Source organism: Xanthobacter sp. YC-JY1, from assembly GCF_021730305.1.
GTDB lineage: Bacteria > Pseudomonadota > Alphaproteobacteria > Rhizobiales > Xanthobacteraceae > Xanthobacter > Xanthobacter flavus.
This window is the reverse complement of the sequence record NZ_CP032674.1, coordinates 2472053-2485903: the sequence shown is the minus strand read 5'-3', so window position 1 is coordinate 2485903 and position 13851 is coordinate 2472053. Positions and strand designations below refer to the sequence as shown.

Genomic DNA, 13851 nt, shown 5'->3' with positions numbered 1-13851 from the left:
ATGAGTTGACCGATCCTGTTCCGCTGCGTCCTCGCCGATCCCGTCATCATCCGTGCCCGGTTCCCCGCTTTTGCTGCCGCCGGCAGAGACAGAACGCACACGCCGTGATCGGCATGGACCCCGGCAGATTCCGCCAACAGGGGGTCCAATGACGGCGAAAATGGGGCGCAGTTGCGGCCATGGTTAACAAACGGCAATCTTGCTGCCCATCAGGATACCATAAACGACATCGTCCGGACGAGCCGAACCCCGCCCGTACTCCCTGTCCACGCCTCCCCGCGCCCGCCCCTCTCGACGCGCCCGCGCACCTGTTCTAGATGGGACGGCACAACAGCCCCGCCCCGACGCGGGGCCTGGAAGGGTGGCCGAGTGGTTTAAGGCAGCGGTCTTGAAAACCGCCGTGGGGGCAACTCCACCGTGGGTTCGAATCCCACCCCTTCCGCCACTTCAGTCCCTGAGTGGGCACTGGGTTTACGCCATTTTTTCCGGTAAGCGCCTGTAGCAGCCGGGTCTTCGATCCCATGATCCGAACCTCGCCGTCCGCGACTTCGACGCGCTGGGCGAGCGCGCGCAGGTGGTCGCGGCGATAGCCGCCGCCTTCGAGGCGGATGCGCTGGCGTGCTGTCTTGGCAAAGGCGCGGACCATCTGCGGGGTGATGGCCTTGGCTCCCGAGTTGTCGAGCATCGCCTGCGCCCGGTCGGCATCGGCCCTGGCCTGATCGCGGATAGCCTTGAGGCCGTCGATGCGGTCCTTGAGGGCGGGATCGTCGATGTCGGCCACGCCTGCCTCGATGGCGTCATAGAGACGCTTGAGACGCAGTTCTGATTCGGCGGCGCGCTTGTTCAGTTCGGCGATATGCTCGCGGCGGCGCTCGGACTGCTCCTGCCGCCGGTCGAGAACACTGGCGAGGATGATTTCCAGCCGCTCGGGCTGGAGAAGCTGGTCTTCCAGATGGCTGGCGACAAGATCGTCGAGCTTGTCCATCGGCACGGCCATGCCCTCACAGGCGGTCGGTCCCTGCCGTGCCTTCATCGAACAGGCATAATAGCGGTAGCGCCCGCCCTTGCCGGTGCGGATCGTCATGGCCCCGCCGCACTTGGCGCAATGGATCAGGCCGGTGAGCATGGTCGGCCCGCTGATGACGGCGGACGGCACGACCTTCGGGTTGCGGGCCTTGAGCAATGCCTGCACAGTGTCGAAGGTCTCGCGGTCGATGATTGGCGGGACCGGAACCGTCACGATCTCGCTGACCGGCTTCAGTTCCTTGGTCTTGCTGCGCTTGTTGAACTCGTGCTCGCCCATATAGGTGCGGCGGGTCAGGATGCGGTGAACCTGTCCGATGCCCCATCGCCCGCCGTCACGAGTGAAGATGCGGCGGCTGTTGAGATAGGACACGATGTTCTTGACGCCCATCTGGCCGGTCGTGCCGTCACCTTCCAGCGCGAGGCAATAGATCAGCCGCACCGTGTCGGCATGAAGCGGGTCGATCTCCAGCTTCTTCTTGGTCTTGGCCCCGCGCTGCTCGGCCGCGACGACGCGATAGCCGATAGGAGGAAGCGAGCCGTTCCAGAAGCCTTGCCGGGCATTCTCCTTCAAGGCGCGGATGACGTGCTTGGCGTTTTCCTTGGACTGGTATTCGTCGAACAGGGCCATGATCTGGCGCATCATGACGTGCATGGGGTCATCCCCCATTTCCTGCGTGATCGAGACCAGCTTGACGCCGTTCTTCGCCAGCTTCCTGACGTAGAACTCAAGCTCGAAGTGATCGCGGAAGAAGCGCGAGAAGCTGTGAACCACCACCACGTCGAACGGCCCGGGCTTGCTGGTGCCTGCTTCGATCATGCGCTGGAACTCGGGGCGGCGGTCGTTGGTGGCCGATGCGCCCGGTTCCACATAGGTCTCGACAAGCTGGTAGCCACGCGAGGCGCAATAAGCCTCACCCTGCCGCTTCTGATCAGGGATGGAGACATCATGCTCGGCCTGTCGCGCCGTCGAGACGCGCAGGTAGAGGGCGGCGCGCAGGGGGATTGTGGAAGAGGTAGCGGTCATGCCGGGTCTCCTTGCGCGGCAGCCTCGTCAGGCGACAGCACGGCGATACCGAACGGCAGGAAATGCTTCGTGTTGCGGGTGATAATGGCGAGTTCATGCGCTGCGGCGATGCCGGCGATCACGGCATCGGCCATGCCGGGATCATGGCCGGCCGCGAGCGCCTTCGCTTCCAATCGCCCACCGATCGCGGCAGCCTGCGCGTCGAAGCCAATGATCTTGTCATCGTATGTGGAGACAAGGCCACTGAGCCATGCTTTCAGGCTCGCGGCCTTCGCCGTTGCCCCCTTGTGGTCGAGGAGCGCAATTCGCTTCTCCATCTCATGAATGGAGACGACCGACAGGAATAACCTGCCATCGCCGTCCATGCCGTCCAGCCAAGTGAGGAAGTCAGCGGATGCTTCCGACTTCGACGGCGCCAGCATGGAGACGACGTTGGTGTCGAGAAGAAAACCGCTCAAAGCTCGACATCCCGCGATGGTTTGCGGTTACGCGGGAACTCTCCGCCTGGGAATGTCCTGAGATAGCTGACAAGACCTGCCCGTTTGCGGTCGAGCGCCTTGCGGACGATCTCCGCCGCCTCGACCGAGACCAGGGCCGCGACGGGCTTGCCATGACGGGTGATGGTCACGATCTCTCCTTTGACAGCCTCATCCACAAGGCTGGAAAATCCAGCCTTGGCGTCTCTGAGGTTGATGGTCAGCATGTTTGCGCCTCCATATGTAGCCATACGTGACTACATATAATCTATTGGAGGGTGGGTTTCAACGTCGATTTCGGCGCCTGGAGCCTCAGCCACCGGAGCCGAACAGTTCGTCGAACAGGTCGCCGAACCATTGCTCGAACACCTCGATCTCGGCCTCTGTGACCGGAACGGGACGCGGCCAATCGTCGGTGACGGTCCAGGCGGATAGGTCATGCTTGGGCGGCCTGCCGGGAAACGGCCACGGATAGCCCAACAGGGTCTCAAGCTGCTCCGACGCCGTGGGCGGCCTGACGCGCCGGGCGCGGGAGCGCGCACTGCGATCAGACGCCATCGAGGCCGCGCCCGATTCCTGGTCGCCACGCCACGGGATCGGCTACCCATCGGTCGATGTCAGATTCCCGCCAGCCGGCGCCGTTGACGCTGATCCTGATCTGGGGCGGGAACGTGCCCTCGGCGATCTTGCGGTAGATGGTGGACCTTGAAAGGCCTGTCCGGTCGCGGACGGTATCCAGGCGGATGATACGGTCTGGGTGGCGCATGGCCGCGATGCCTCCTGCTGGCTGTTTCTGGGGACTGCCAGGACAGGCAAAGGCAAGGATTTGTTGTTATGCAATAGATAGTTAGGCGGCGTAGGGCTGCGGCGAAGAGGCGGCGGTAAATAGGATGGTTCTACAGCCCGAGACCCCGTCCCCGACCGAGCCCGAACGTGAGGGTGAGGTCGCGGCCGACGCCCATCCCCGAATCGAATGAGATGCCGAGTTGGCGCTTGCGGCCCGCCAGAAGGGATTCCATCTGCGGGTCGCGTTCGAGGCTGTGCGCCATGTTCCCCATCTCCGCCCGCGCGGCCCTGTGGCCGGCATAGTCGCCCGCCGCATATCGCTCGTCGCTGGCCCTCTTGAGATTTTGCCAGCGTTCCACGAAGCGGTCGGCGCGGCGGGCCGGTTCGGTGCGCAGCTCGGTTTCCAGTTGCAGGGCGCGGATCGCGCGCCGGGCGTCGCCGGACGCCGCCTCCGCCGCAAGCTCCGGGTTCTTTTTGTAGGCCGCCTCAGCGTCATGCGAGCCGTAGGGGCGCACCTCCTCGAACCGCTGACGTGCCTCCTGCAATTCCCTGACCTGATCCGGGCTGGCCTTGCCGCCCTGGTCCTGCGCCGCGAATATCGCATCAACGGCACGGGCATGACGGACGAACGCCCGACTACGGGCGCGGCGCAACGCCGCCTCCGGGTTTTCCTCCACCTTCCTTTCCGGTCCTAACCCGCCCTCGACTGGCGGGCGCAGGTCGTCGAACATGCCGCGCACCTTTTCGGGCACCTGCCTGACGATCTCGACAACCCGTTCCACGCGCTCGCGGAAGGTGATGCCGCGCTGCTCGGCGTAGTCGCGGGCGGGTTCGTAATCCGTCGCCATGTCCTTGGCCCGGTCGCGCGACAGGGTGTTGATGAGTTTGTCCTGCCCGGTGAAGTCGTCATGACCATAGTGCAGGTCCATACCGTCGCGGTGCCGTGATAGGGCGACATAGCTGCCGTGGCGGTCCATGCCGGGCGTCGCCAGCACATGGGCGCGATCCACGGTCATGCCCTGCGCCTTGTGGATCGTGGCGGCATAGCCGTGGTCGATGCGATTGTAGTCCTTCAGGTCGAACGCGACATCGCGGCCGTCATCGGTGCGGACCGTCATGCTCTGCGTGCTGACCTGCTTAATGGTCCCGAGCGTGCCGTTCTTCACGCCAAGGCCGCGCTCGTTCTTCAGGAACATGATGCGGTCGCCGGGTGCGAAATTCCGGGCGCCCCGTTCGGCGGCGACACGCACATCGTCGCCAAGGTTTCCGGCCTCGCGCATCCGGTCGCGGGCAGCTTCGTTCAACTCCTGCACCTCGGCATTCGTGTGGGTCAGGATGATGCGGCTGGCGTCGGGGTTCGCCTGCCGGTCACGGTCCCAGCGGTCGATCAGGTCGCCGCGCGCCTGCTCGCGTGTTTCGGCGGCATGCACCATGCCGTGATCGTCATAGGCATGGACCGCGTCGCCGGTTCTGCCGGTCGCCAGGTCGCGGGTGGCGTCCCGCTGCCAGTCCTCGTGCTGGCGGCGCACCTCGCCGATCTCCGCGCCGCCGTGGCGCTCAAAGATCGAACGGAAGGCCGCGCCCGCCTCGATAGATTGCAACTGCTGCGGATCGCCGATCAGCGCCACCTTGGCCCCGGCCTCGGCGGCATGGGACAGCACGCGCTCCAACTGCCGCGTGCCGACCATGCCAGCTTCGTCGATCACCAGCACATCGCGGCTGGTGAGCATGTCGCGGCCCTGCGCCCAGCCATGCTCCATGCTGGCGATGGTGCGGGACGCAATGCCCGATCCGCGCTCCAGATTCTCGGCGGCGATACCGGACGGGGCCGCGCCGCGCACGCTGTATCCGGCTCCCTCCCATGCCTCACGCGCCACACCGAGCATGGCGCTCTTTCCCGTTCCGGCATACCCGACGACAATGCCAAGATCGCGCCCGTCCGTGACATGCGCCAAGGCGTCGGCCTGCTCGCCGGACAGGACAAGGCCGCGCGCCTCCGCGCGCGCCAGCGCCGCTTCGCGGTTCCTGCCGTTGACCTCATGACGTTCCCGTTCCGCCATCATCGCGGCGGCGCGGTGCAAACGCTGTTCGGCTTCGATCATGTCGCGGGTGGTGAAGCGGTCCTGCCCAACATCGTCCTTGCCGAGTTCGACAAGATCGGGCGCGCCGCGCATCGCGCCCATCACTTCGTTGAACTGGTCGATCCCGTCGCTGTGCCGATGCGCGAACATCGCCATGTCGCGGCGCGTGAAGGTCGATTGCTGCCGCGTGATCGCATCCAGGGCGGAAGATGGATCGGCGACGATGCGCGCGCCGTTCTCGCGGGCGATGCGGCGGTGATCCTCGGCACGGTCGGCTTCAAGTCCGGCCGCCTCGATGCGCTGCGCGGGCGCGCCGATCTTGGTTTGTGGTTCAAGGCCGATGCCCTGGGCTTCAAGGCTGCGATGGTCGATCCGCGCGTCGATGTCGAGTTCGGCCAGCCGCTCGTTGACATGCTCGGCCCACCGCTCGCGCCATTGCTCGACCAGCTCGGTGCGGTTCCAATCCCGCGCCTTCGGGCCGAAACCGTTTTCGTCAACCGACCGCATCGTAAGCATGACATGGGCATGGGGCTTGGGCATTCCGTCCGCGCCCATGTCCGAATGCACGTTGAGGTCGGCGATCATGCCCTGATCGACGAACTCGGACTGGACGAAATCGCGGGCCAATTCGATGCCTTGGCGCTCTGTCATCTCGCGCGGAATGGCGAACTCCACCTCGCGGGCAAGCTGCGCGTCCTTCCTTTTCTCGAACGCCTCGACATCGTTCCAGAGCTTTTCGCGGTCGCGCCATTCCTCGGGCGCGTTCTCCGGCAGCATGACCTCGGAATGGACGACGCCCGGCTTGTTTGAGAAGTCATGGTCACGGTCCAGCCGGTCGTCGCGCAACCGCGCCCCTGATCGGTAGGCGGCGGCAGCGACCGCGCTGCGGCCCGCCGCGCGTCCGATGACCTGAACGGAGAAATGGTAGATCGCCATAGCGACCGACCAGATACTGCCCTCAAGCGCACGTCGGAACGACGTATAAGCGCGCCCTCGAAATGAATTTCTCGGGACGATCCGCGCCGTTCCAGGCCGTCCCGGCAACATAGAAGCATTTCCGCACCCACGAAACTAACATCGCTCCATCGACTGCCTATGGAGACAACGATGCGAAAGCCACGGGACTTTGACGCGGAACTGAAGGCGCTGGAGGACAAGGCCAAAGACCTGAAGAACCGCAAGGTGCAGAAACTCGGCGAATTGGTGATCTTGACCGGAGCCGACGCACTCACCGCCGACGAACTGGCGGGTGCGCTGATCGTGCTGGCCGAAACCAAAGATACCGGAAAGAGGGAGGCGTGGGCCAAGCGCGGGGCCGCGTTCTTTCAGAGCCGGGCGCGGCGATCTGCGCCAGCGCCTGACCGCGACAATGGCGGCACTCAACCGCAATCGGGCAGCGCGCAGCCGGCATCAGGTGGCACGGGCGAGGCATGACATGCGAAGCTGGCAGGTCGAGCGCCGGAAACGCACGCGGCATCTGATCGAACTCGGCGGTCTCGTCGTCAAATCTGGCGTCGTGGACCTGACCGGCGATGACCGCGCCGTCATCCTCGGCGCACTGATCTGGATGGCCGATAAACTCAAAAGCGAAGATCGCGAGAAGGCTCGCGCGCTCTGGGCCGAAAAGGGAAAAGAGGCGTTCGCGACGGAACGGTAACGCGCACGGCAGATGGCGGGCAGCGCTGCGATATTTGAGGTCTCCGCGCGGCCCGCCATCGCGCCCCTTGCTGCACGATCATCGGCATCCCTTGGTCTGGAAGTTCGGCGGCGCGTGAGCGCCGCCAGCATTTTCTGCATTTTATACCGATGGGAGGCACATCGGTGTACAAGGAACAAGGCTCGGTCGATGTGCTCAGCCAGCTATGCTGGATTGCTAACCGCAAGTACAAGGTCTGACTTATGACACGGACATATAGTGGGAAATGCCTATGTAGCGGAGTCCGTTTTACTGTGGTCGGTCCGCCGGTCGTCGTTGCACAATGCCATTGCGAAGAGTGTCGGCGATTGAGTGGCACAGGTCATTCCATTGGCGCCATGTTTCAGCGGGACGCCGTCGTCCTGCACGGCATGATCAGCGAGTTCACCTATCAGTCCGGGAAGGGCTCCACCGTGACGAAAGGATTTTGCGCAACCTGCGGCAGCCCGGTCTATGGCCGGAACACGCGAAGCCCCGACCATATTACGCTTCCGCTCGGCGCGATGGAGAACGCCGACGGGTTGCAGGTCGAAGTGGTCATTTTCGAACGCGATAAGCCCCACTGGGATCAACTCGGGGAAGACGTCGCTTTCTTCGCGACCCAGCCAGACTGGACACCTCCTGAATAGTGCGCGCAGCGCAGGCGACCCGCGAACAGACTTTCTTCAAGGCTAGGAAAATGAACGACATCACCTTCGTCGCGCTGTCCGAAGTCGCGGAAGAAGACATCATCGCCTTAATGACCAATCCTGAGGTTGGCAAACAGATGCCATTGCTCGTTGGAGGCTTTTCCAAGGAAGCCTGTCGTGCCTTTCTCGATGCCAAGAAACAGATGTGGGAGGAACATGGCTACGGACCATGGGCCTTTCTTATCGATGGTGAATTTGCCGGTTGGGGTGGATTGCAGCCGGAGCATGGCGACGCGGATTTCGCGCTTGTTCTCCATCCACGCTTTTGGGGGGCAGGCCGGAGGATTTTTGCCAAAACTAGGGATCTGGCGTTCGGAGAGATGGGGCTTGAGTCCTTCACCATCCTTTTTCCGCCTAGCCGGCTCAATGCAAAGGCCCTCACGCGCATCGGTTTTGTGAAGGATGGTCAGTTGATGATCGATAGCGCAGAATTCGTCCGCTACCGGCTTACAAAACGTGACCTCGCTTAATTACTGGCTGACGACGACTTGCAGAAGGACATCGAGTTTCCTAGCTAGGCGTCCTCCTTTTCGAGCGCAGCACTCGCGGTGTCCGGCTGACAGAGGCGGGACGTGCTTTCGTGAAGCAGATCACATCGGGCGTCGATCAGATTGACCATGCCGTGAAGACCGCTGCCATTGCGGCAGTAGGCGATACCGGCCGTCTTCGTGTCGGCGTCCACGGACTGATCCCCGGCAGCTTCCTCGACAAGCTGCTGATGCGGTTCCGCGCGGAACATCCCGCTATTGTCATTAAGGTGGTCGAAGGCTCGGCCCGCGAAACGCTGACGCATGTGCACGCCCGCCGGCTCGACCTTGCGTTTCTGGTCGGGACATTCGACCTGCCGGATTGCCATTCCCGCCCGATCTGGACGGAACCGCTGGTGTGGCCCTATCGGAAACTCACCAACTCGCGGAGCAACCTAGCGTGACATGGAATGATCTGGCGAACGAGACTTTCCTTGTCCGGCATGGCGGCACGGGGCCGCAGGTCCATGATCATATCGTGCTGCGCTTTGCCGGGCGCTGGCCGCCGCCAAACATCCTGCGCTTCGCGGTGGAACGCGGCACGCTGCTAGCGATGGTCGCGCAGGGCTTCGGGGTCACGCTGCTTGGCGCCGCAAGCCAGCTATCCCATACGGTAGGCGTTGTCCTGCTGCCGATCACGGATGAACCGGAGCCGGTTGCGTTCTCGGCGATCTGGTCGCCCTACGATCAAAGTCAGACGCTGCACAATCTGCTCGACCTCGCGCGCTGCATGGGCGAATCCGCACGCTCGGCACCTGTTGCGCTGCCTCGATAGGATCGCCCGTCAGGGCCTTGTGCTGAGGCATGACCGATGGCGGGCGGCGCGGAGACTTCAGATATCGGAGCGCTGCCCGCCATCGTGCGGCTTGCCGCGCAAACACGGCATCCAGCATCCGGCCTTCTCTGCGCGGTTCTGGATACTTGCCACGTTACAGAACTTAGTAACGAACTGTGTTGCCGGTTTTGAGAGTTTCGCGACAGGCGGCGGCCTCATTTGTGGTGCCATTGCACCTCTGCATTCACATCACGGTTTACCTATGAAGAAACATGTGATATATGCCAAACATGGACTCTGTTCGTAGCCTCCACCTGTCGATTATTCTCACCATTCATTGAATGGTGGGTTTGCGTGCGTCTTATGTCCTAACGATGCAACCCGCCCCAAGGCGGGTTTTCTTTTTTCCGTCTTGCGGGCTTTCCTGGAGACGGAAATGTCAGATCATGTATTAAAAAATGTCATCGAGGCTGCTGATCGCGCGATCACCGCAGAGAATTTCGATGCGTTGATGGACTTCTACGCAGAAGACGCAACGCTAGTCGTGAAGCCGGGACTCAACGCGACAGGTAAAGCGCAAATTCACAAGGCATTTGTGGCGATTGCTGATCACTTTAAGCATCAGATAAAGGTCAAACAGGGTGCTATGAAGGTGATCGAAGGCGGCGACACCGCTTTGGTCATCATGGAGACCATTTTGGACGTCGTGGATGTGGATGCTGCAAGCACCTCCATCACAAGACGGGCAACCTATGTGTTCCGCAGAGATACCAATGGCAAATGGCTTTGCGTCATCGACAATTCCTACGGCACCAATCTGCTAGATGTATAAATAGTAAAATCGGAAAGCGTTGCGGTCGTCAGCCTTAGCAGTGGCGGCTGCAACGAACTACGTGCGAAAGGATCATAGGATGTCACATGCGACACTGCACATGTTGTGCGGAAAGATAGCCTCCGGAAAATCGACTCTCACGACTGATCTACGCCAGATGCCATTGACTATCGTCATCAGCGAGGATTCGTATTTGAAACGACTCTTTGAATCTGAGATAAATAATGTTACGGATTACATCCGCTGTTCCCGGCGCCTGCGTGATGCCATCAGCCCTCTTATTCAGGACTTGCTTCGGATAGGGGTGTCAGTTGTGCTGGATTTTCCAGCGAACACACATGCCACTCGATCTTGGATGAGAACACTTTTCGAGTCGACTGGAGCCGATCACTGTCTACACTTCCTTGACGTGCCGGATGAGGTCTGCAAGGCTCGACTTCGAGCACGCAACACCACGAAAGCACATGACTTCGTAACTTCAGACTCGGAGTTTGATCAAATCACTAGCTATTTCGTTCCCCCTTCTGAGACAGAAAGGTTCAACGTTATTCGTTACGAAACGATCTCCAGCAAAGACGGGCTGTCCCAAAATTCCTAAATTTCGCAACGAAATCTGGACTGCTGATTCTTCAGGGGAAAATTCTGTCGCGAAAGTCAGGTGCAAAAGTCGAAATTGCGCGACAGATTTTTGCGACATGTCGCAGCCGGAGATTCCGGCTGCTGCTCGTCCCGCTCACGAATCAGGATTTCCGCGATGATGCAACTGCTAGTCCGAGAGGGCTATGGCGTAAACGTAGTGCTCATCACTATCGATCGCGGCCCGCCAGCCGGCCCCAATATATCCCTTTGCTCTCTTAGGCTTGCAGCCGAGCCCCGCTCAACGGGGATCGGGGTCCTGACCTCAGCCCTGCCGGGCCGCATGGAGGGCGACGGCGTCGGCGCCGCCCGGGAACTGGAGCTGGCCCGAGGTGTCGTGGACGGCGGCCCAGACGGCTTCGGCGACATCGGCTTCCTTTGTCGTCAGTGCCGGGCTGGCAAACCCCGCGAAGATCGGCGCCGCGAAGTCGGCATAGGCCGGCGGGATCAGATCCTCGATGCGCAGATCGGTGTTCTGCGCGAAACGGGTGGTTGGGGCATAGCCCGGCTCCACGAGTCGTGCCCGGACATTGAAGTGCCCGAGCTCGTGGGCCAGCGAGCCGGTGAAGCCTTCGATCGCCTGCTTGCTCGCGGTATAGGCCGCGGCCAGCGGCATGGCTGCCAGCGTCACGCTCGACGTCACATTGACGATCACGCCGGACCGGCGCTCGCGCATTTGCGGAATGACCGCCTGGCACATGGCCATGACGCCGAACGTGTTGGTGTCGAACACCTTGCGGATATGGGCCATCGGCGTGGCCTCGAACGCCCCGACTACGCCGATGCCGGCATTGTTGACGAGCACGTCGATGGAGCCTGCGGCCTCGACGGCAGCGGCAATGCTGTCTTCGCGGGTCACGTCGAACGGCAGGATGCGCAGGTTGGGCGACGAAGGCAGGGACGTGGCGTCCAGGCGGCGCATCGTGGCGATGACATGCCATTCCCTGGCGAGGAAATATCGGGCGGTCTCAAGGCCATAGCCTGAGGATGTGCCGGTGATGAGGATGGTTTGCACGGGGGCCTCCAGTCGCTTCTGATGGTCCCGTAATAGCCGCGCCCCGGACGACGAACCATAATTCAAAGTCTATTTTTAATTATCTATCGTCCAGATCTGGAGGGCGCATCCTCAGCCGGCCTCGGCGACGCCCCCCATTCGGGCGAATTTTCCCGGTGGGCAGCCGAGCCGCTTGCGGAAGGCGGTGCTGAAGGCGCTGGCGGATTCGTATCCGATCTCGTCCGCGATCCGGTCCAGCGTCTTGGCGCCGCGCAGCAGCGCGTCCTTGGCCAGCGCCATCCGCCAGCGGGCGAGATACTCGATGGGGCCGCACCCCAGCACGGCCCCGAAGCGCGCGGCGAAGGCGGAACGCGACTGCCCGGCGATGCGGGCAAGGCCGGCGACCGTCCAGTTGGCCCGAACGTCGGCGTGCATGGCCCCAAGCACCCGCGCGAGGGCCGGATCCCGCATCCCGCTGATGAGGCCGGCATGATCGGCCCCGCTGGCAATGCCCTGCCAGCGCAGTGCCTCTACCAGCAATACCTCGAGCATGCGCTGGAGGATCATGTCCTTGCCCGGCTCGTCGCCGCCGCATTCATCGATGATGAGGTCGATCATCCGGCGCAGACGGACCGACCGTCCTTCCGAGACCGGCACATGGATCATGCACGGCAGCAGGGCCAGCAGGAGCTGGGCGTTGGCCGGCTCGATCTGGAACGTGCCACCAAGGGACTCGAAGTCCGCTTCGCCGTCCTGCTCGCCGTGACGAACGGGTGTGTCCATCGGCTCCCGCGGCTCGCAGGCGATGCCGGGCTGGCTGCTCAAGGTGAAGGCCGGGGTCGCGGGCAAAAGAAGGAAGTCGCCCTTGTCCAGCTTCAGGGGCGCCTCTCCCTCCAGCGTGAGCCAGCACGTCCCCTTGAGGATGATGGTGAAGCCCGGAGCGTTGTGGGTCGCATAGCGAATGCCCCAAGCGCCGCGCCCGGTGATGGGCTTGGAGATGGCCGTGTTCGGTCGCAGCAGGGCTATGAGATCGCTCAGCGGATCCATTTGGACGATATCTGATTAAAATCGGGCTTTCGTTATATATCGTCCCGCACTCTTGCCCAAGCTCCCTTACGATGCCGCCCTGGCATCCAGCGGCGCGTCCGGGGCCTCGATGGTGAGGAGGGTGGAGAGGTCCGCTCCGCTCTCCGGGGCGGCCATGGGGCAGGTGGTGCCGGGCAGGACCGCCACATCGAACAACTCACGGATGGCGCCTTCCAGGCGGATCCATTCCACCACGTCGCCGGTGGCGAGCTTGATGATCTGGACGCCGCACCAGGGCGTGCCGCCGCGCCGCGCGATCTCGCCTTCAAGCGGCAGGCCGGAGAAGGAGAGGTTGCGCGGCAAAGAGAGGGTGACCACCGCGTGGCCGGCATGGATGGAGAGGCCGCGCAGGAAGCCCGGGCAGAAGGCGACATCCTGCTTGGCGCCGGTCACGGGATCGACCCGCACCAGATAGCCCCGCGCGGAATCCAGCATCCAGATCCACCCGTCATGCACGCGCGGCGAATGGGGCATGGAAAAGCCGCCGGCGACCACCTCGTGGTCGTCCACCCGGATCAGGAGCCCGCCGCCGACCCGGTGCTCGCGCCAGCCGTCCACCACGTCGGTCGCGGATACGGCCGTCACGTAGCGTACCCGCCCGTCCTCCAACGCGAGGCCGTTGAGGTGGCAGCGATCCTCGGCGGCAAGGCGGGAGATGAACTTGGGCTTCCATACCGGCTTGAAGGAGTGGGTCCGGCTGACCGTGGCGAGGCAGCTGAACCTGGTGTTCACGAACACGATGCGACCGCTCGCCTCCACCGCGATCTCGTGGGCGTCCACGTCGCCGGTAACATGAGCGGTGCGCGGCACGTAGAGGCGGTCAAAATGCCCGTTCGCCCGCTCGTCCGGGCCGAGCACGTTGGCGAAGCGCCAGATCTGGTTCAGCGACGCGAGATAAAGCTCCTCGCCGCGCGGGGCGAGGCCCATGGCCCGCACGAAATTGCGCTGGTGGAAGGAGAGGTTGTCGTTGCCGAACTGGCCGACGAGAAAGAGCTGCCCGCTCTGGTAGGAGGAGAAGGCGAGGCCCACCCGGTGCAGCGCCAACCACGCGGCGAACGTGCGCGAACATGTGATCTGGGTCTGGTCCACCCCGATTGCGGCAGCCTCCACCGGGGCTGCCTCTCGCGCCTGACCCATCGTGTTCACCCGCTCCCGCCATGGGAACCGTGTGTTCCCGCGGCGGGAAAGTGAAGCCGGTTTTTGCAGCTGAGGCCAGACCGCAC

14 protein-coding genes, 1 tRNA gene and 2 pseudogenes are annotated in these 13851 nt (G+C 62.9%); 8 read left to right on the top strand and 9 right to left on the bottom strand.

Annotated elements, in window-relative coordinates; all coding sequences use genetic code 11:
* The first annotated feature begins 355 nt into the window (after positions 1–355).
* Positions 356–445 (top strand) — tRNA-Ser (locus tag D7006_RS11560).
* Here the strand turns inward: D7006_RS11560 and D7006_RS11555 are convergent.
* From D7006_RS11555 to traA, 6 genes and pseudogenes are all read right to left on the bottom strand, one after another.
* A pseudogene (locus tag D7006_RS11555) lies at positions 416–2050 on the bottom strand (recombinase family protein); the annotation flags it as partial. The gene D7006_RS11560 and the pseudogene D7006_RS11555 sit on opposite strands and share 30 nt — an antisense overlap.
* Positions 2047–2472 (bottom strand): PIN domain-containing protein, encoded by a 426-nt coding sequence (locus D7006_RS11550; RefSeq protein ID WP_237356897.1) that lies wholly within the window; start codon positions 2470–2472, stop codon positions 2047–2049. The pseudogene D7006_RS11555 and the gene D7006_RS11550, both read right to left, overlap by 4 nt.
* A 32-nt stretch (positions 2473–2504) precedes the next feature.
* The gene (locus D7006_RS11545; RefSeq protein ID WP_237356706.1) at positions 2505–2753 is read right to left on the bottom strand and encodes a type II toxin-antitoxin system Phd/YefM family antitoxin; all 249 of its coding nucleotides are present in this window, start codon (positions 2751–2753) and stop codon (positions 2505–2507) included.
* A gap of 85 nt (positions 2754–2838) precedes the next feature.
* Positions 2839–3084 (bottom strand): hypothetical protein, encoded by a 246-nt coding sequence (locus D7006_RS11540; protein WP_237356705.1) that lies wholly within the window; start codon positions 3082–3084, stop codon positions 2839–2841.
* Positions 3074–3292 (bottom strand): AlpA family transcriptional regulator, encoded by a 219-nt coding sequence (locus D7006_RS11535; RefSeq protein WP_237356704.1) that lies wholly within the window; start codon positions 3290–3292, stop codon positions 3074–3076. Before D7006_RS11535 ends, D7006_RS11540 begins: the two co-directional genes overlap by 11 nt.
* A 130-nt stretch (positions 3293–3422) precedes the next feature.
* Entirely contained in the window at positions 3423–6329 is a 2907-nt protein-coding gene (gene traA, locus D7006_RS11530) for a Ti-type conjugative transfer relaxase TraA (protein WP_237356703.1), read from the bottom strand.
* A 171-nt stretch (positions 6330–6500) separates the two neighbouring features.
* Here traA and D7006_RS11525 point away from each other — a divergent pair, with 171 nt between their 5' ends.
* From D7006_RS11525 to D7006_RS11490, 7 genes and pseudogenes are all read left to right on the top strand, one after another.
* Complete coding sequence (locus D7006_RS11525; protein WP_237356702.1) at positions 6501–6827, top strand: conjugal transfer protein TraD; 327 nt, start codon at positions 6501–6503, stop codon at positions 6825–6827.
* A gap of 1 nt (position 6828) precedes the next feature.
* Positions 6829–7050 carry a conjugal transfer protein TraD gene (locus D7006_RS11520; protein ID WP_237356701.1) on the top strand — a complete coding sequence of 74 codons (222 nt, stop codon included), beginning with the start codon at positions 6829–6831 and terminating at the stop codon, positions 7048–7050.
* A gap of 347 nt (positions 7051–7397) precedes the next feature.
* Positions 7398–7718, top strand: a complete 321-nt coding sequence (locus D7006_RS11515; RefSeq protein WP_237356700.1) for a GFA family protein — start codon at positions 7398–7400, stop codon at positions 7716–7718.
* Between the two features lie 50 nt (positions 7719–7768).
* A complete protein-coding gene (locus D7006_RS11510) occupies positions 7769–8248 on the top strand; it encodes a GNAT family N-acetyltransferase (protein WP_237356699.1) in 480 nt (159 codons plus the stop codon).
* Between the two features lie 110 nt (positions 8249–8358).
* A pseudogene (locus tag D7006_RS25390) lies at positions 8359–9080 on the top strand (LysR family substrate-binding domain-containing protein).
* A 436-nt stretch (positions 9081–9516) separates the two neighbouring features.
* The gene (locus D7006_RS11495) at positions 9517–9912 is read left to right on the top strand and encodes an SgcJ/EcaC family oxidoreductase (protein WP_237356696.1); all 396 of its coding nucleotides are present in this window, start codon (positions 9517–9519) and stop codon (positions 9910–9912) included.
* 79 nt (positions 9913–9991) lie between these two features.
* A complete protein-coding gene (locus D7006_RS11490; RefSeq protein ID WP_237356695.1) occupies positions 9992–10510 on the top strand; it encodes an ATP-binding protein in 519 nt (172 codons plus the stop codon).
* A 303-nt stretch (positions 10511–10813) separates the two neighbouring features.
* On the opposite strand, the gene D7006_RS11485 is transcribed toward D7006_RS11490, so the two are convergent.
* From D7006_RS11485 to D7006_RS11475, 3 genes are all read right to left on the bottom strand, one after another.
* Positions 10814–11563 (bottom strand): SDR family oxidoreductase, encoded by a 750-nt coding sequence (locus D7006_RS11485; protein ID WP_237356694.1) that lies wholly within the window; start codon positions 11561–11563, stop codon positions 10814–10816.
* Between the two features lie 111 nt (positions 11564–11674).
* Entirely contained in the window at positions 11675–12589 is a 915-nt protein-coding gene (locus tag D7006_RS11480) for an AraC family transcriptional regulator (protein ID WP_237356693.1), read from the bottom strand.
* 66 nt (positions 12590–12655) lie between these two features.
* Positions 12656–13765 (bottom strand): TIGR03032 family protein, encoded by a 1110-nt coding sequence (locus D7006_RS11475; RefSeq protein ID WP_237356692.1) that lies wholly within the window; start codon positions 13763–13765, stop codon positions 12656–12658.
* Between the last annotated feature and the right edge of the window lie 86 nt (positions 13766–13851).

Excerpts from the sequence above, each read along its gene's own strand:
- traA (WP_237356703.1), bottom strand. The coding sequence starts at position 6,329 with ATGGCGATCTACCATTTCTCCGTTCAGGTCATCGGACGCGCGGCGGGC.
- D7006_RS11525 (WP_237356702.1), top strand. The coding sequence starts at position 6,501 with ATGCGAAAGCCACGGGACTTTGACGCGGAACTGAAGGCGCTGGAGGAC.
- D7006_RS11510 (WP_237356699.1), top strand. The coding sequence starts at position 7,769 with ATGAACGACATCACCTTCGTCGCGCTGTCCGAAGTCGCGGAAGAAGAC.
- D7006_RS11545 (WP_237356706.1), bottom strand. The coding sequence starts at position 2,753 with ATGCTGACCATCAACCTCAGAGACGCCAAGGCTGGATTTTCCAGCCTT.
- D7006_RS11490 (WP_237356695.1), top strand. The coding sequence starts at position 9,992 with ATGTCACATGCGACACTGCACATGTTGTGCGGAAAGATAGCCTCCGGA.
- D7006_RS11475 (WP_237356692.1), bottom strand. The coding sequence starts at position 13,765 with ATGGGTCAGGCGCGAGAGGCAGCCCCGGTGGAGGCTGCCGCAATCGGG.
- D7006_RS11540 (WP_237356705.1), bottom strand. The coding sequence starts at position 3,084 with ATGGCGTCTGATCGCAGTGCGCGCTCCCGCGCCCGGCGCGTCAGGCCG.
- D7006_RS11480 (WP_237356693.1), bottom strand. The coding sequence starts at position 12,589 with ATGGATCCGCTGAGCGATCTCATAGCCCTGCTGCGACCGAACACGGCC.
- D7006_RS11520 (WP_237356701.1), top strand. The coding sequence starts at position 6,829 with ATGCGAAGCTGGCAGGTCGAGCGCCGGAAACGCACGCGGCATCTGATC.
- D7006_RS11535 (WP_237356704.1), bottom strand. The coding sequence starts at position 3,292 with ATGCGCCACCCAGACCGTATCATCCGCCTGGATACCGTCCGCGACCGG.
- D7006_RS11550 (WP_237356897.1), bottom strand. The coding sequence starts at position 2,472 with ATGCTGGCGCCGTCGAAGTCGGAAGCATCCGCTGACTTCCTCACTTGG.
- D7006_RS11495 (WP_237356696.1), top strand. The coding sequence starts at position 9,517 with ATGTCAGATCATGTATTAAAAAATGTCATCGAGGCTGCTGATCGCGCG.